Origin of the sequence: Marinobacter vulgaris, assembly GCF_003344045.1 — a bacterium.
GTDB lineage: Bacteria > Pseudomonadota > Gammaproteobacteria > Pseudomonadales > Oleiphilaceae > Marinobacter > Marinobacter vulgaris.
This window is the reverse complement of sequence record NZ_QFWX01000008.1, coordinates 1-16,515: the sequence shown is the minus strand read 5'-3', so window position 1 is coordinate 16,515 and position 16,515 is coordinate 1. Positions and strand designations below refer to the sequence as shown.

The following is a 16,515-nucleotide window of genomic DNA, read 5'->3' as shown; positions in this document are numbered from 1 at the left end:
GCGATCAGGTCTCTTATTTTAACTATTCGCTAGGCACTTAATTGCTAGAGCCGCGGCCGAGGTACGGTTTTCCACACCCAGTTTCCGGAAGATTTGCTCCAGATGCTTGTTCACCGTGCGCGGGCTCATCTCCAGAATCTGTCCGATTTCCCGGTTGGTTTTACCATTGGCGATCCACAGCAGCACGTCGGATTCCCGTCCTGTCAGGCCGAATCGATCCCGCAGGGCAGCAGTGGCGGTGCTGGATTTCTGAACCTCCTGCAGCCTCAGAAGGTATTCGCGATTATCCACCAGCGTTAAGAATTCAACGGAGTGTGGCTCTGACAGGAAATCGAGAGTCAGGCTGTGGCCGTTTTCCGGCTTGTGCGTCAGCCATTCCGTCAGATGCTGGCTGAGCGTCAACTGATGGTCGGTGTCACCGTCTGTCAGCCGGAAATGTACTTGGGGTGTGGCCCATAGAATGTCGCCACTGCGGTCCACGGCAAACAGGTTCTGCCCGGCGGTATCAAGTGCCATGCGGGCGCTGCGGGCCATGCGAGCGTTGGTCAGGTGGACCTGCATGCGGGCCAGCACTTCGGCGGTGTTGATGGGTTTGGTTACGTAATCCACACCGCCGGAGTTCAGGCCCATTACCACATGTTCGGTGTCGCTCAGGCCGGTCATGAAGATAATCGGAGTGTCGATGAATTCCACGTTCTGTTTCAGTTGGCGGCAAGTCTCGAAGCCATCCATGTTCGGCATGATTGCGTCCATCAGCACGATGTCTGGAGTTATGTTGCGGCTGATGGTTAGGGCCTGGTTGCCCTCCAGTGCCACCAGAACGGTCATGCCGGCAGCTTCCAGGGCATCACTGATCATGCGTATGGAATCGATAGCGTCGTCCACTACCATGACCACGGTCTTCCGAGCGTCAGGTGTGTTCATAATCAGTCACCTTCAGTGCATCGATAATCTTCTCGAATTGAAAATCGTTGGTTAGTCGGGTTATTTCCTGGACAAACATCGGTTCGGCCTCGCCCCGATGCTCCAGGCTGTGCAGTGCTTCCAGAAGTCCCTTGCGATGGCCAATAGTAGCCAGTGCAACCAGTGATGCCCGATGCTGGTCGGTGGGCAATGCCATCGTTTCAGTGGCGGGTTCGGGTAACGCAGCAAGCGGCTCTGCACTTTTGTCAAAGCGCCATTCCAGCGCGATCAGGCGGGCGATGTGATCCAGCAGCTGGTTCTGGCGCACGGGTTTGATCACGTAGCCATTGTGCTGCATGGGTTCCGGGCGATCCCGGCCTTCACTGGCATCGGCGGAAACCATCACCACGGGCAGCTGATGATGGTTGTTATCCCGAAGCTGGGCCAGAATCTGCCAGCCGTCATAGCCAGGCATGGATACATCCAGCAGGAGCAGGTCGGGCAGCTCTTTGTTTACAGCATCCATGACCGCTAGAGAGTTACCGATATCAATAATTTCGAAGCCTAATGGCGCCAACATCGCGCGGATAAGCTGGCGGTGCCCGGTTTCGTCGTCCACCACCATGATCTTGCGTCGCGGGCCTTTGTAGCCGTAAATGCGGCGGGCCGGTGAGGTCATGGATTCCGGTCTCTGGGTGTGTACGCTGGACAGCATCAGGCTGACCTTGAAGGTGCTGCCATGGCCGGGTTCGCTTTCCACGGACAGATCGCCGCCCATGATTTCCGTCAGCAGGTGGGTGATGGTCAGCCCCAGGCCGGTGCCGGTCTGGCTCTGGCCCGGCGTGCGAATACGTTCGAAGGGTCGGAAGATGCGATCGATGTTCTCCTCGGCAATGCCTTCCCCGGTATCTTCGACGGTGAATTCTGCCACCTGGCTCCGGTATTTGAGAGTCAGGGCGATACGGCCTGTCTCAGTGTACTTAATGGCGTTAGACAGCAGGTTGATCAGAATCTGGCGCAGGCGTTTTTCGTCGGTGGTGACAATCTCCGGCAGAGTGCCGATTCGGTGATATTCAAATGACAGTCCTTTTTCCTCGGCCTGTAGCCGAAACATATGAACCAGTTGTTCCATCAGCAGGTCAATGCGAACGGCGTCCCGGTGCAAATCCAGTCGCCCGGCCTCGATTTTAGAGATATCCAGTAGCCCTTCAATCAGGTCCGCCAGATATTCGCCGCTGCGGCGGATGACCCCCAGTGCATCTTTGCGGTTGTCTGGTATCGAGGCATCGTTTTCCATCAATTGGGCGTAGCCCAGAATGGCATTCAGCGGTGATCGGAGTTCGTGACTAATGCCTGTCAGATAGCGGCTTTTCGCGCCATTTGCTGATTCTGCGTGTTCTTTAGCTTTCTGCAGGGCCTGATCGGTGCGTTCGTGGGCGACAATTTCTTCGGTCAGCAAACGAGTCTGCCGCTGGGACTCCTCCTCCGCTACCATGCGGCTTTCGTGGGCTAGCACGAACAGCCAGCACACCACACCGGTGATGATGATCAGCACGAAGAACACTTTCCAGAGGGTGATTGAAAGGACGGTCGCCTCGGCTACGGAGTCAACCAGGGTCTGCTCATGAATCAGCCACAACAGCAGACCCGACACGCCATTGATCATCACCAGCAGCACCAGGAAATGGCCGAGTCTGGAGTGCAGGTAAGCGAAGGCAGGCTGAGGTATAAACAAACCGAAAAAACGGCGCATCTGTGTCTTGTAGCCGGCCCCGGGTTTGCAGAAGTCGCCACAGCGGGCGTCCAGCGAACAGCACAGGGAGCAGATATTGCCGGCATAGGCCGGGCAGCCGGTAACGTCTTCCGGTTCGAACTCGTGTTCGCAGATGCAGCAGGCCACCAGTTGATGATCGCTGGCGATGGGGATGAAAGGCCGGGCCATGTAATAGCGCCCACCGGTCTTCCACGCAATCAGTGGCGCAATCACTAACGCAGCAGCAAGTGTTATGAAGTGCGAAAGTGCCTCGGCCATCGCACCCAGCGCCCCACCATAACTGATCATGCCGATGATTGACGCGAGAATCATCGCCCCCACACCTACCGGGTTGATGTCGTAAAGATGCGCACGCTTGAATTCGATATGTCTGGGACTGAAACCCAGCGGCTTGTTGATCACAAGATCAGCGACCAGTGCCCCCACCCATGCAATGGCAACAATGCCGTAAAAGCTGAGGGTTTCTTCGAGAGCGTGGTAAACCCCCAGTTCCATTACCAGTAGCGCAATGGTGACATTGAACACCAGCCAGACTACGCGGCCCGGGTGGCTATGGGTGAGGCGGGAGAAAAAGTTCGACCAGGCAATGGATCCGGCGTAGGCGTTGGTTACATTGATCTTGACCTGGCAAAGGATCACGAAGATGCCGGCGATGGCCAGCGCGGCTTCTGGTGAAGAGGTCAAATACCCGAATGCCACCATATACATCCGGTTTGGGTCTGAGGCGTCCACCGCCGGGATACCCTGATTCAAAGCCAGCACAGCCAGAAATGAACCCGCCAGAATCTTGATGGCACCGATCACTATCCAGCCCGGCCCACCGCACATCACGGCAGACCACCACCGTAACTTCTGACCTTGTTGTGGCTCGGGTATGAACCGCAGGAAGTCCGCCTGCTCGCCAATTTGCGCGATCAGTGAAAACAATACCGCTGCTCCCGCCCCAAAAAGCAGCAAATTAAACTCACCGCCCTGATTCGGAGCAATGCCCTCGAATTGGGTCCAGTCCGATACTGCGCTGGCGTCCTGGTAGAGAATGAACACAAACGGCAGTACCTGCAGGATAATCCAGGCAGGCTGAGTCCACAGCTGAAATTTGCTGATGGCAGTAATGCCATGGGTTACCAGCGGGATGATCACCACCGAACACACCAGATAGCCGATCACCAGAGGTATGCCAAACAACAGCTCCAGTGCCATGGCCATGATGGCCGCTTCGATGGCGAAGAAAATAAACGTGAAGGATGCGTAGATTAGCGAAGTGATGGTAGACCCTATATATCCGAAGCCGGCGCCCCGGGTTAAGAGATCGATATCAACGCCATAGCGGGCGGCGTAGTAGCTGATGGGTATGGCCGTGAGAAAGATAATCAGCGCCACCGCGCAGATGGCGGCAACCGCATTGTTGAAGCCGTAATGAATGGTGATGGCACCACCAATCGCTTCCAGAGCCAGAAAGGAAATGGCGCCCAGGGCCGTATTGGTGACTCGGCCAGCAGACCAGCGCCGGGCGCTTTTGGCCGTAAAGCGGAGGGCGTAGTCTTCCAGGGTCTGGTTGGCGACCCACTGGTTGTATTTCCGACGGACGCGGAAAATGCTTTGCCGGGCACTCATGCGGTGACCCTTTCATAGATGATTTACCAGGAGGTATCAAAAGCCGTGCCATCGCGCACGATCTGCAGATATGGAGCCGGGCACACCTGTTTTATATCGCGACAGTTATTCCGGGGGTATGCGTCAAATGACGTAGGCCGCTGGTGCGTTTGCCGAATGGGTTCTTTTGCGGAACCCGAACAGAATGATGATCGAGCGTGCTCCATCGAAACCGAGGGCAGTGCGTACGACACAAACATTCTGACCGGTACGTAACGCGAGGACTTACCATGAAAATGAACAAGCAATCGACGACGGGAGGCACCACCGGACGGTGGGGGCTCGGCAGGTTCAAACTGCTGGCCGCTTCATTGGTTCTGGCGGCAACTGCGAATGCGGCCGCGCCACCGACCGAAGAAGTCAATACAACAGGCCTTGCCGTGACTGACGACACCGTGACCGTAGGCATACTGCACTCGATTACCGGCACCATGGCAATCAGTGAGATCGGTTCAGTGCAGGCGGAAAAGCTGGCGATCAGCCAGATCAATGAGGCTGGTGGGGTGCTTGGCCGTCAGGTGGAGTACGTTCAGGAAGACGGTGCCAGTGACTGGCCAACCTTCGCGGAAAAAGCCCGCAAGTTGCTGCGTCAGGATAATGTTGCAGCCATTTTTGGGGCCTGGACCTCCGCATCCCGCAAAGCCGTCCTGCCGGTGATCGAACAGTATAATGGCATGCTGTATTACCCCACCTTCTATGAGGGCCTTGAACAGTCCCCTAACGTTGTTTACACCGGCCAGGAAGCGACTCAGCAGATCCTTGCCAGTCTTAACTGGGCCGCAGAGGAAAAAGGCGCGAAAACCTTCTATTTGCTGGGATCGGACTACATCTGGCCGCGTACCTCCAACAAGATCGCCCGCAAGCACATCGAAGATATGCGTGGCCTGAAGGTGGTCGGAGAGGAGTACTATCCGCTGGGTCACACCCAGTTCAACTCTGTGATCAACAAGATCAAGCTCCGTAAACCGGATGTCATTTTTGCGTCAGTCGTTGGCGGTTCCAATGTTGCCTTCTACAAGCAGATGAAAGCCGCCGGTTTTGATTTCACAGAGGAAGATCCATTGCTGCTGACCATCTCCGTGACCGAGGACGAAATCCGGGGCATTGGCGGTGAGAACGTCGAGGGCATCTACGCTTCCATGAAATACTTCCAGAGCCTGGATAACCCGAACAACGAGGAGTTCGTGGCAGCCTTCAAAGAAGCCTATGGCGACGACATGGTTATCGGTGACGTCACCCAGGCGGCCTACCTGGGCCCGTGGTTGTGGAAGGCAGCCGTGGAAAAAGCCGGCTCATTCGATATCGACAAGATCCGCGAAGAGTTTGCAGGTATTGAGTTCAACAAGGCTCCGGAAGGCTACGTGCGCATCCACGAGAATCATCACCTGTGGTCCAAGACCCGCATTGGCCAGGCCCAGTCGGATGGCCAGTACAAAGTGGTTTATGAGACCGAAGAACTGATGGAGCCAGATCCATTCCCGGAAGGTTACCAGTAAGCATGAAGCCGGCGCCTTCGCGGGCCGGCTTCACCGCCTCTGTACCTGAAGCATATTGGTCTGAACGGGAGAATGGGTCATGTTTGATGGCTATACCACCAGTGAAGTGATGTCGATATTTGCCATGCAGGGGTTTGCCGGCTTGTCCCTGTTTTCAGTGTTTGTGCTGATGGCATTGGGCCTGGCAATCATATTTGGTCAGATGGGTGTGATCAATATGGCCCACGGAGAATTCATGATCCTCGGTGCCTACACAACCTACCTGACGTCGGGCTTCTTCCAGTCCTATCTGCCGTCGCTTTTCGGCGGCTATTTCTTTATTGCGATGATCCTGGCTTTTCTGGTCTGTGCCGCATTAGGGGCACTGGTGGAATGGCTCATGATACGACGTCTGTACCACCGGCCACTTGATACCCTGCTGGCCACCTGGGGCCTGAGCCTGATCATGCAGCAGGCTTACCGTTCCATCTTTGGTGCCCGGGAAGTGGGTGTCGAACTGCCGGAATGGATGCTCGGGGCTTTCAATGTAACCGATCTGGTTCAGTTGCCCATCAACGGCCTGTTCGTGATGATCATTGCACTTCTGATTGCCGGGGGCCTGTATCTGCTGATGTATCGCTCCGGCTATGGCACGAAGGTCCGGGCAGTGGTTCAGAATCGTCCGATGGCCGAGGCGGTAGGAATCAACAGTGCCGGCATCGACCGAGCGACCTTCGCGCTGGGTTGTGGCATCGCTGGAGTCGCCGGCGCTGCGTTCACCATGATCGGTTCTACCGGTCCGTCCTCCGGGCAAGCCTACATTGTCGACACCTTCCTGATTGTGGTGTTCGGTGGTGCCCAGAGCCTTATCGGTACCATTGTCTCCGCCTTCGGAATATCCCAGGCGCAGTCCACCATGGAATTCTTCATGGGTGGCTCCATGGCCAAGGTACTTACCCTGCTGGTGGTCGTCGGTATTTTGATGCTTCGTCCTGAAGGCCTTATGGCCCTGAAGGTTCGCCGCTAGGAGATTGTCATGAATAACTCAGCCTTATCTAAATGGTTTGTTTCCCGGGAAGGGGTGTATTACCTCCTGCTGGCCCTGCTGCTGGTAGTCATTCTGCCACTGGTTCTGGACCCGTTCCGCCTGAACATGGTGGGCAAGTACCTGACTTACGCCTTTGTCGCACTCGGTCTTGTTATGTGTTGGGGCAAGGCAGGCATCCTGAGCCTGGGTCAGGGCGTGTTTTTCGGCCTTGGCGGTTATTGCATGGCCATGTTCCTGAAGCTGGAGGCATCGTCGCCGGAGAACACAGCGATCCAGAGCACACCTGGTATTCCGGACTTCATGGACTGGAACCAGCTAACTGAGCTGCCCTGGTTCTGGGAACCGTTCCACAGCTTCTCCTTTACACTGCTGGCGGTGATCGGTGTGCCGGTGCTGTTGGCCTTCATTATTGGCTTTGCGATGTTCACCCGCCGGGTAGGTGGCGTGTACTTCGCCATCATCACTCAGGCTATTGCAGCAATCCTGACCATCCTGATTATCGGCCAGCAGGGTTTTACCGGCGGCATCAACGGCATCACCGATCTCCAGACCCTGAATGGCTGGGACATTCGCACAGATGAGGCGCGGACAACGCTGTATTTCATCTGTGTTGGCATGCTCTTCCTGTGCCTGTTTGTGGCTCGGCTTGTCCAGAACCGAAAACTGGGCCGTATCCTGATGGCTATGAATGCCCAGGAAAACCGGGTCCGTTTTTCCGGCTATGACGTGGCTGCCTTCAAGATCTTTGTGTTCTGTCTGGCAGCTGCGTTTGCCGGCGTCGGAGGGGCCATGTTTACGCTGCTGGTGGGCTTCATGTCACCGTCGTTCATCGGCATTGTCGCTTCCATTGAAATGGTCATTTTCTGTGCTCTTGGCGGTCGCCTGTCAATCCTTGGCGCCGTCTACGGGGCGTTGATTGTTAACGCCGCAAAAAGTGGCTTCTCGGAATCCTTCCCGGAACTCTGGCCTTTTGCCATGGGTGCCTTGTTTATCGGTGTAGTGCTGGCTTTTCCGGATGGTTTGGCAGGCCTTTACCGGAGTTATGTCATGCCGCTGGAAGACCGTCTGTTTAGGCGTGACAAGGATAAGGGGGCACCTGTGGCTGGCACAGCGGCCAGCAAGCCGGCCGCTGCGAATGAGAATGATGACGAGCCGGTGATCGATAACTACAGCCCGGAGAAATCGTGATGAATGCAGCCAAGCGCAAAAGCGGAGACTTCCTGCTGGCGGTAGAAGGCCTGACTGTTTCTTTTGACGGCTTCAAGGCCGTTGACGACCTGTCTTTCTATCTCGATCCGAAGGAGATCCGGGTCATCATTGGCCCCAATGGCGCCGGTAAAACCACGGTGCTGGACTTGATCTGCGGTAAAACCAAAGCGTCGTCTGGCTCCATCAAGTTTGCCGGCAAGGAGCTGACCAGGCTGAAGGAACACCAGATCGTGCATTCCGGCGTGGGCCGGAAATTCCAGACCCCATCGGTGTTCGAGGATCTGACCGTATTCGAGAACCTTGAAGTGTCCTACCCACAGGGCCATAGCGTGATGGGGGCACTGGCCTTCAAACGGGACAGAGCAGTGATCGAGGCGGTGGAGGAGGTGGCAGAAACCATCTTCCTGACGGATGCACTGTACGAGCCGGCAGCCTCGCTCAGTCATGGCCAGAAACAATGGTTGGAAATCGGCATGTTGCTGATCCAGAAACCGGATCTGCTGATGCTGGACGAGCCAGTTGCTGGCATGTCTGTGGCGGAACGCAAGAAAACTGCCGAACTGCTCAGAGTGATTACCAGGGACCACACGGTGCTGGTGGTTGAGCATGACATGCAGTTTGTCGGAGATATTGCTGACCGGGTCACGGTGATGCATCAGGGCAGGGTGTTGTCCGAGGGGTCTATTGAGAAGGTGAAAGCGGACCCGAAAGTCATCGAAGTCTACCTGGGGCACTGATCATGCTGAGCATAAAACATCATTCGGTGGCCTATGGCCAGAGCACCATCATTGATGATCTCAATCTTGATGTGAAAGAAAACGAGATTGTAGCCGTGGTGGGCCGCAACGGTATGGGCAAGACTACGCTGATGAAATCCCTGGTGGGTATGACCCCCACCAAAGGTGGTGAAGTCAGCCTTGGCGGAACCAACATTTCCAATTTGAAGAGCTTCCAGCGGGTTCGCGCCGGGATCGGTTTTGTGCCTCAGGGGCGGATGATTTTTCCCACTCTGACGGTGCGGGAAAACATTGAAACGGCCCTGGCCGCAATCGGTGAAAAGAAGGTGCCTGAAGATCTTTACGAGCTATTTCCAGTGCTGAAAGAAATGCAGAACCGGCCAGGCGGCAACCTGTCCGGGGGCCAGCAGCAGCAGCTGGCTATTGCTCGCGCCCTGGCCACCCGGCCCAAGGTGCTACTGCTCGATGAGCCGACAGAGGGTATTCAGCCCAACATCATCAAGGAAATCGCACAAACACTTCGGCGGATCCGCGATGAGCGTGGCTTGTCGATTGTGGTGTCGGAACAGGTTCTTAGCTTTGTGATGGATGCGGCCGATCGGATCCTGGTGATAGAGAAGGGCTCGATTGTGCATGAAGAGAGCCGGGAAGAGGCAGATCAGGACAAAATTGCAAGTTATCTGGCAGTCTAACGAGGAGCAGACCAATGAGACACGGTGATATTTCCAGCAGTAACGATACCGTCGGCGTGGCGGTGGTGAACTATAAAATGCCGCGCCTGCACACAAGGGCCGAGGTCCTGGACAATGCCCGCAATATTGCAGAAATGATCAAGGGCATGAAAGTGGGCCTGCCGGGCATGGATCTTGTGGTGTTTCCGGAATACAGCACCATGGGCATCATGTACGACAACGACGAGATGATGGAAACCGCCGCCAGCGTTCCCGGCGATGAAACCGCTATTTTTTCGGCCGCATGCCGCGAGGCCAATACCTGGGGGATATTTTCCCTTACCGGCGAGCGACATGAGGATCATCCGAACAAGGCACCCTACAACACACTGGTTCTGATCAATAACGAGGGTGAAATCGTTCAAAAATACCGGAAGTGCATTCCCTGGTGCCCGATCGAGGGTTGGTATCCCGGCGATTCTACCTATGTCACGGAAGGCCCCAAGGGCATGAAAATCAGCCTGATCATCTGCGATGACGGCAACTACCCGGAAATCTGGCGGGACTGCGCCATGAAGGGCGCTGAGCTTATCGTGCGCTGCCAGGGCTACATGTACCCGGCCAAGGAACAGCAGGTGATGATGTCCAAGAGTATGGCCTGGGCCAATAACTGCTACGTGGCGGTCGCCAATGCGGCCGGTTTTGACGGCGTCTATTCCTACTTCGGACACTCCGCCATTATTGGTTTTGATGGCCGGACGCTGGGCGAGTGCGGCGAGGAAGACATGGGCATTCAGTACGCTCAGCTCTCGGTAAGCCAGATCCGCGACGCCCGCCAGAACGACCAGTCCCAGAACCACCTGTTCAAGTTGCTGCACAGGGGTTATTCCGGGGTTCATGCCTCCGGTGATGGTGACAAGGGCGTCGCTGACTGCCCGTTCGAGTTCTACCGTACCTGGGTTATGGACGCCCAGAAGGCGCAGGAGAATGTGGAAGCCATGACGCGCAGGACCGTGGGTACCGCCGAGTGCCCGGTGGGCGACTTGCCGTTCGAGGGCAAAGAAAATTCGGCGGGGGCCTAAAGACCCGGGAGGCGTTCATGCCGTTTATCAATGAACGGCTGGAAGCAAACCGGGAAACCATTGAACAGAACCGGGCCGCCTCAGGCCCGGTTCGTGCTTCCCGGTTCCGTTTCGAGCCAGATGTGGTGATGTCCCGCCTGCGGGAAAAAATAGTGGGCCAGGACGATGCCCTGGCAGCCATGGAATCAATGCTGGTACGGGTGAAAGCCGACATTGGCGAAGAAAACCGGCCGCTGGCAGTGCACATGTTCTTGGGTCCCACGGGCGTCGGCAAAACTGAAACCGTGCGGCTGATAGCTGAGGCCATTCACGGAAGTCGCGATGGGCTCTGCCGTATTGACATGAACACCCTGGCCCAGGAGCACTACGCCGCCGCGCTCACCGGTGCACCACCGGGCTACGTAGGCAGCAAGGAAGGCCACAGCCTGTTTGATCTGGAGAAGGTGCAGGGATCTTTCAGCAAGCCCGGTATTGTGCTGTTCGACGAGATTGAAAAAGCCAGCAAAGAGGTGGTTCGCACCCTGCTGAACGTGTTGGACACCGGCCGGCTGGTATTTCCTTCCGGCAATCGGGAAATTGACTTCCGCAACACCCTGATATTCATGACTAGCAATGCCGGAGCCCTGGAGGCCGAAGCCAGCCATCAAAAGTACCAGCGCGGCTGGCGCCGATGGTTGGGGCTCACGACGGGAGATGGCGAGGCGATTCGGGATATCGCCCTACGCCGCCATTTTGACCCGGAGTTCCTTAACCGGATCGATCAGATCCTTACCTTCAACAACCTCACCGAGAACTGGCTGGGCGCGCTGCTGGATATCGAGCTGGCCGGCCTGAATAAACGCCTGGCCCGCAAGCATGCGGAACTGACGTTATCGCCGCTATTACGGACCGAACTCTGTCAGGGATACGACAGCCGGTATGGCGCCCGAGAAATTCTGCGTGCTTTTCGTCAGCGGCTGGAGCCAGCAGTTGCAAAGGCGTTGCTGGCATTTCCTGAATGCCAGCGATTCGAAGCAGATATGCACAATGAAGAGGTGAGGGTTTACCAATACGTTGAATGACGTAGGTACCGGGGGCATTTCGCGAATACACTGCCGGTGCCAGATTTTGGATAGTAGGGGCGTAATTTAATGAGTAAGCCAATAACAAGGAGCCCCTGCCATGGCTGAAACCATCATCAAGATTGACCTGAACAAGTCCGCTTACGACAACGACAAGATTCATAACCGCTGGCACCCGGATATTCCTATGGTGGCCAAAGTAAAGCCCGGTGATGATTTCATTGTGGAGTGCTACGACTGGACCGGTGGCCAGATTAAGAACGACGACAGCGCCGACGACGTCCGCGATGTTGACCTAAGTCAGGTTCACTTCCTGTCCGGCCCCATCGCCGTGGAAGGTGCAGAGCCTGGCGACCTCCTGGAAGTGGACATTATGGACATTGGCACCTTTGATAACAGCCAGTGGGGTTTTAACGGGTTCTTCTCCAAACAGAACGGCGGTGGCTTCCTGACCGAACACTTCCCCGAAGCGCAGAAAAGCATCTGGGACTTCAGCGGCATGTTCACCAAATCCCGTCACATTCCCAACGTCGAATTCGCCGGCCTGATTCACCCCGGCCTGATCGGAACGTTGCCTTCGAAGTCCATGCTGGAAGAGTGGAATACCCGAGAAAAAGCGCTGGTTGCCACCGATCCTGACCGGGTACCGGAACTGGCAACCCTGCCACAGGCTGATACTGCCCATATGGGTCAGATGAAACCGGAGGACGCTAAAAAGGCGGGTGCCGAAGCTGCTCGGACCGTACCGCCCCGGGAGCACGGCGGTAACTGCGACATTAAAGACCTCTCCCGCGGATCCAAGATTTACTTCCCAGTTTACGTAGATGGCGCTGGCCTATCCGTTGGAGACCTGCACTTCAGCCAGGGCGACGGCGAAATCACCTTCTGTGGCGCCATAGAGATGGCAGGCTGGATTCACCTGCGAGTGAACCTGATCAAGGATGGCATCAAGAAGTACGGCATCAAGAACCCCGTGTTCAAACCCAGCGTTATCAAACCACGTTATGACGATTACGTGATCTTCGAGGGCATATCGGTAGATGAGCAAGGCGGTCAGCACTACCTGGACGTACACGTGGCCTATCGCCAGGCCTGCCTGAACGCCATCGAATACATGACCAAGTTCGGATACACCAGAGCCCAGGCCTACGCGATCCTTGGCTGCGCACCGGTCGAAGGCCATATCAGCGGGGTGGTAGATATCCCTAATGCGTGCGCCACCCTGTGGTTGCCCACGGACATCTTCGACTTCGACATCAACCCTTCGGCTGATGGGCCGAAGAAGATGACCAGTGGAGGAATGGATGTGCCACTGTCAAAAGATAAGGAGTAAACACCATGCCCGTGTATGACTACAAATGCCGCGAACATGGCCTGTTTAATACGCTGGCGACCATGGCAGACAGCGCGAAACCGGTGGAATGCCCCACCTGCAAGGTACTTTCACCAAGGGTGATTGTGTTGCCGCCGGAAATTGTGGCCCTGAATGCAGCGGATCGGGCCGCGCAGGACCGGAACGAGAAATCCCGGCACGAGCCTGTGTTTTCCACCGCCGACCGACGGGCCCACGACAAGGAACACAGCCGCGCCTGCGGCTGTGGTTCCCCGAAGCCCGGTAAGTCAATGCTGTTCTACACTGCCGATGGCAAGAAAATGTTCCCTTCTATGAGGCCGTGGATGATCAGTCACTAATTGGTAGCCGTGAAATGTCACGTGATGTTTGCCTCCGTTTTCGGGGGCTTTTTTTGCGACCAGGCCCGGAACACAGCTTTAGCACCAGTCGTGTAATCTTCTCAAGACACTTTGACATAGTGGCCGTGCCTTAGATCGAATAACTTGCGATTGGTCGGTCGGCCACCTCGCTGTCGATTCTGGACCGACCGCAGCGGCTCGAACCAATATTTGCCCTCGAGCTCAGGATTACAAGGGTTACTGAAACCCTAATAGACCTAAATGACGCGACTCGGCGGGTGCGCAGTGCTTATTACCGCTGATGCCGCCGGGAAAAGGAGTGATGAGCCATATTGTTTCGAAATGTAAGGTCGCGTATCTTTTTTCTATGCTTGTTGATAGAGCATCACAAAACGATCCTCAAGCCGGATGCCAGTGAAAGCCTAATGGCTAGCTCTGGTCAGTTAAAATGACAAAAAGAGTAACAACTATGAAGAATTCACGAATCGGTCGTTTTTTTAAGCAGCTGTGTCTGACGTTCGGTATGGCGTTTGCTGCAACTGGCGCAAACGCATTTGACTCCATTTATATTTTTGGTGACAGCCTTTCTGATACTGGCAACGCCGCAATTTTGACCGGTGGCGTGGCTCCTGAACGGTTCTCTAATGGTCCTGTTGCGGTTGATATCCTGGCCAGCAGCTTCGACCTGCAGGCGATTCCGAACTTTGGAGGAGGAACCAACTACGCAATTGGTGGTGCCCGGGCGCTTGGAAGTGACAGCGAGTTTGACACCAATTTACCCAGTCAGGTGAACTCATACTTGCAGTTCACAGGATCTAACGCCGACCCTGCCGCACTTTACGTTGTAATTATTGGCGGCAACGATATCTTCGACGCTCAGGCAATTCGTGCTGGCTCGGTAACTGAGTCCTTCGGGCGTGAGCGTCAGGCCATCCGTAAGGAAGCTCTTGATCGGGTTTCCGATGCAGTCGCTTCGATTGAAGCGCAGGTGATTAAGCTTTATATGGCAGGTGCTAGGAACATCCTCGTCGGCAATGCCCCGGATGTGGCTCTGACGCCTCAAACAGACGTTGTGGCGGAAAATCTGCTGGCGGTCACTCAAACTCGGCCGGAGGAAAGACGTGCGGAAAAGCTGAACAAGCGTACCTCACGTTTGACTGCAACCTTTAATAAAGAGCTGGCTGCAGCGGTAGCCCGAGTCGAGGCCCTGGCCAGCATAGACATTCTGGAGTGGGACCTTGCCGAGTTCCTTTCAAATCAGATTGAAGACGCCGAAACCGTAGGTTTCACCAACGTGGATGACTCCTGCATCGCCGACGGTCGGCTACCAGCCTGCACGGGCTATGTCTTTTTCGACAACGTCCATCCCACAACGTTGGTACACCAGCGTGCAGGGCAGGATCTTTTGCAGCTTCTAAAGCCCTAGCCTCAGCTAATTAACGATAATTTGCAGTTCGACCTTGGCACAGCTGGCACAGATGTTTGCCAGCTGTGCCCAGAACTAGAATTGATAAAGTGCTAACCCGTAGTTGTTGCTTCCTGGATGGCCGTTGCCATCGTCCAACTGTATCCGCCTCCCGAATACTCAGATAAATTGCAAAGCGCAGTCCATGGTGTGGCATTGAAATGTCCAGCGATGAGACTCCATTCAGAAAGGAACAGCCGGCCATTGATGGTTTGGTAATTTTAATTGGCGATGGAAACGTGCCACTGCTGTTGCAGGGCAGGATCGTAGATCGGTGAGGAAGACCATATGGTGCCCCCGGCAGGTTCCACACTGATGGCCCAGTTAGTCTCAGAATGTCTCAGTGGGTAACTAAACTATTGGTTTTAAATAAAAATAATTGTGACCTTTGATTTTAATGGTATCGTTGAGTAACAAATATGCCCATTCAACGACAGGTATTATGAGGGGTAGGTTGATGGGTATTAAGAATTGTGGAGCTAGACGATGCCGAAAAAAGTACCAGAAATGGGGCCTGCTCAAGTGCGTAATTTACGCCATGGGGTGGTGAAAGAAGGTGGGAAGAAGCGAATAGCTGGAGAGCTGTGTGTCGCCTACCACAGAGTGGGCGGGGTCGACGGTCTCGCACTGCAATGCCGGCCGCCAACGGCTGGACAGGAAATAGGCTCCCGTTCGTGGGTGTTGATTACCACTGTAGGCCTTCGTCGTCGCGAGATCGGCCTGGGGGGATATCCGGATGTGAGCCTTGGAGAGGCGCGAGAGCTGGCCCGCCAAAAAAAGGAGCAAATCCGTAATGGCATAGATCCTGTTGAGCAAAACCAAGAGCGAAAGGCCAGAGAAATTGAGCGCCAGCGTAAGAAAATCACCTTTGGTGAACTCGCGGAGGAGTATTACAAAATAAAAGAAGTGACCTTCCGTGGTAAGAAGCCGCAAAGGCAGCGAAACAGGTTGAGGAAGGCCATAGACCGATGCATGGTGGAAATTGGTGATACCCAAATCGGCGATCTGACCGTTGAGGACGTCGTGCGCGTACTTAGCCCCTTGTGGACTATAAAAACACCAACCGCCACCAGAATCCGTCAAACTATTGCCCAAATCTGGAAGATGGCGGACTCTCGGAACCTGGTTTCCGGGAAAAACCCTGCCGACTGGAATGATAACTTGGATGGGTGGTTAGCACCGGCAAAACGTATTCACAAGACTAAGCATAAGCCCGCGATGAGGCACCAAGAGCTGCCTGATTTCATGAAGCTTCTTTTGAAGCGAGATACTGTCTTTGCCCGCGCATTGGAGTTTCAAATTCTAACTGTCGCTCGGCCGACAGAGGTCCAGTTTGCTGAATGGTCGGAAATCAACTTTGAAGAGGGGGTCTGGACGCTCCCTGGCGATAAAGTTAAGAATCGCGACCCCAACGAGGCACACACAGTGCCCTTGGTGCCGAGAGCAATAGAGATCTTGCGGAGCATGCCGAAGTCTGGTCGTTATGTGTTTCCGGGGTACGGAGAGAATGAGCAGATAAGCGAGAATGCTCTGAACAACACTGTCAAAGCAATCCATCGGGCGTCTTTGAAATCTGGGGGTAAGGGGTTTGTCGACCCACGGTACAATCTGATCGCATGTGCTCATGGGATGAGAAGCTGCTTTAAGAATTTTTCGGCATCAAAGACCGAATTCGATGTGTAGTGGTCAAGTGTTTTAGGCCACCGTCTTTTGAGCTTTCCAATAGGCCAGCTCTGCTGCATTGG

13 protein-coding genes are annotated in these 16,515 nt (G+C 55.1%); 11 read left to right on the top strand and 2 right to left on the bottom strand.

Annotated features, from left to right (window positions below):
* Positions 1-18: 18 nt before the first annotated feature.
* Together DIT71_RS16045 and DIT71_RS16040 are read right to left on the bottom strand one after the other, a co-directional pair.
* Positions 19-924 (bottom strand): response regulator transcription factor, encoded by a 906-nt coding sequence (locus DIT71_RS16045; RefSeq protein ID WP_114614247.1) that lies wholly within the window; start codon positions 922-924, stop codon positions 19-21.
* A complete protein-coding gene (locus DIT71_RS16040; protein WP_114614246.1) occupies positions 911-4,291 on the bottom strand; it encodes a hybrid sensor histidine kinase/response regulator in 3,381 nt (1,126 codons plus the stop codon). Before DIT71_RS16040 ends, DIT71_RS16045 begins: the two co-directional genes overlap by 14 nt.
* A 275-nt stretch (positions 4,292-4,566) precedes the next feature.
* Between DIT71_RS16040 and urtA the strand changes: the two genes are divergently transcribed.
* The 11 genes from urtA to DIT71_RS15985 all read left to right on the top strand — a co-directional run bounded on the left by urtA (position 4,567) and on the right by DIT71_RS15985 (position 16,453).
* Positions 4,567-5,826 (top strand): urea ABC transporter substrate-binding protein, encoded by a 1,260-nt coding sequence (urtA, locus tag DIT71_RS16035; RefSeq protein WP_227538181.1) that lies wholly within the window; start codon positions 4,567-4,569, stop codon positions 5,824-5,826.
* A 79-nt stretch (positions 5,827-5,905) separates the two neighbouring features.
* Complete coding sequence (gene urtB, locus DIT71_RS16030) at positions 5,906-6,832, top strand: urea ABC transporter permease subunit UrtB (RefSeq protein ID WP_114614245.1); 927 nt, start codon at positions 5,906-5,908, stop codon at positions 6,830-6,832.
* Between the two features lie 9 nt (positions 6,833-6,841).
* Positions 6,842-8,041, top strand: coding sequence for an urea ABC transporter permease subunit UrtC (gene urtC, locus DIT71_RS16025; protein WP_114614244.1), 1,200 nt, complete (start codon positions 6,842-6,844; stop codon positions 8,039-8,041).
* Positions 8,041-8,799: an urea ABC transporter ATP-binding protein UrtD gene (urtD, locus tag DIT71_RS16020; protein WP_167507476.1), complete on the top strand. Its 759-nt coding sequence runs from the start codon at positions 8,041-8,043 to the stop codon at positions 8,797-8,799. The genes urtC and urtD overlap by 1 nt, the downstream gene beginning before the upstream one ends.
* A gap of 2 nt (positions 8,800-8,801) precedes the next feature.
* Complete coding sequence (gene urtE / locus DIT71_RS16015) at positions 8,802-9,491, top strand: urea ABC transporter ATP-binding subunit UrtE (RefSeq protein ID WP_114614242.1); 690 nt, start codon at positions 8,802-8,804, stop codon at positions 9,489-9,491.
* Positions 9,492-9,505: 14 nt separating this feature from the next.
* The gene (locus tag DIT71_RS16010; RefSeq protein ID WP_114614241.1) at positions 9,506-10,552 is read left to right on the top strand and encodes an aliphatic amidase; all 1,047 of its coding nucleotides are present in this window, start codon (positions 9,506-9,508) and stop codon (positions 10,550-10,552) included.
* Between the two features lie 17 nt (positions 10,553-10,569).
* Complete coding sequence (locus tag DIT71_RS16005; protein WP_114614240.1) at positions 10,570-11,613, top strand: AAA family ATPase; 1,044 nt, start codon at positions 10,570-10,572, stop codon at positions 11,611-11,613.
* 100 nt (positions 11,614-11,713) lie between these two features.
* Positions 11,714-12,946 (top strand): formamidase, encoded by a 1,233-nt coding sequence (fmdA, locus tag DIT71_RS16000; RefSeq protein WP_114614239.1) that lies wholly within the window; start codon positions 11,714-11,716, stop codon positions 12,944-12,946.
* A 5-nt stretch (positions 12,947-12,951) separates the two neighbouring features.
* Complete coding sequence (locus DIT71_RS15995; RefSeq protein WP_114614238.1) at positions 12,952-13,305, top strand: zinc ribbon domain-containing protein; 354 nt, start codon at positions 12,952-12,954, stop codon at positions 13,303-13,305.
* A 469-nt stretch (positions 13,306-13,774) separates the two neighbouring features.
* Positions 13,775-14,731 carry an SGNH/GDSL hydrolase family protein gene (locus tag DIT71_RS15990; protein ID WP_158538980.1) on the top strand — a complete coding sequence of 319 codons (957 nt, stop codon included), beginning with the start codon at positions 13,775-13,777 and terminating at the stop codon, positions 14,729-14,731.
* A 525-nt stretch (positions 14,732-15,256) separates the two neighbouring features.
* The gene (locus tag DIT71_RS15985; RefSeq protein ID WP_114614236.1) at positions 15,257-16,453 is read left to right on the top strand and encodes a tyrosine-type recombinase/integrase; all 1,197 of its coding nucleotides are present in this window, start codon (positions 15,257-15,259) and stop codon (positions 16,451-16,453) included.
* Positions 16,454-16,515 lie beyond the last annotated feature (62 nt).

What these genes read in the sequence shown, in the direction of transcription:
- DIT71_RS16010 (WP_114614241.1), top strand. Translation starts at nt 9,506, where the DNA reads ATGAGACACGGTGATATTTCCAGCAGTAACGATACCGTCGGCGTGGCG.
- urtB (WP_114614245.1), top strand. Translation starts at nt 5,906, where the DNA reads ATGTTTGATGGCTATACCACCAGTGAAGTGATGTCGATATTTGCCATG.
- fmdA (WP_114614239.1), top strand. Translation starts at nt 11,714, where the DNA reads ATGGCTGAAACCATCATCAAGATTGACCTGAACAAGTCCGCTTACGAC.
- DIT71_RS15990 (WP_158538980.1), top strand. Translation starts at nt 13,775, where the DNA reads ATGAAGAATTCACGAATCGGTCGTTTTTTTAAGCAGCTGTGTCTGACG.
- DIT71_RS15995 (WP_114614238.1), top strand. Translation starts at nt 12,952, where the DNA reads ATGCCCGTGTATGACTACAAATGCCGCGAACATGGCCTGTTTAATACG.
- DIT71_RS16005 (WP_114614240.1), top strand. Translation starts at nt 10,570, where the DNA reads ATGCCGTTTATCAATGAACGGCTGGAAGCAAACCGGGAAACCATTGAA.
- urtD (WP_167507476.1), top strand. Translation starts at nt 8,041, where the DNA reads ATGAATGCAGCCAAGCGCAAAAGCGGAGACTTCCTGCTGGCGGTAGAA.
- urtE (WP_114614242.1), top strand. Translation starts at nt 8,802, where the DNA reads ATGCTGAGCATAAAACATCATTCGGTGGCCTATGGCCAGAGCACCATC.
- DIT71_RS16045 (WP_114614247.1), bottom strand. Translation starts at nt 924, where the DNA reads ATGAACACACCTGACGCTCGGAAGACCGTGGTCATGGTAGTGGACGAC.
- urtC (WP_114614244.1), top strand. Translation starts at nt 6,842, where the DNA reads ATGAATAACTCAGCCTTATCTAAATGGTTTGTTTCCCGGGAAGGGGTG.
- DIT71_RS16040 (WP_114614246.1), bottom strand. Translation starts at nt 4,291, where the DNA reads ATGAGTGCCCGGCAAAGCATTTTCCGCGTCCGTCGGAAATACAACCAG.
- DIT71_RS15985 (WP_114614236.1), top strand. Translation starts at nt 15,257, where the DNA reads ATGCCGAAAAAAGTACCAGAAATGGGGCCTGCTCAAGTGCGTAATTTA.
- urtA (WP_227538181.1), top strand. Translation starts at nt 4,567, where the DNA reads ATGAACAAGCAATCGACGACGGGAGGCACCACCGGACGGTGGGGGCTC.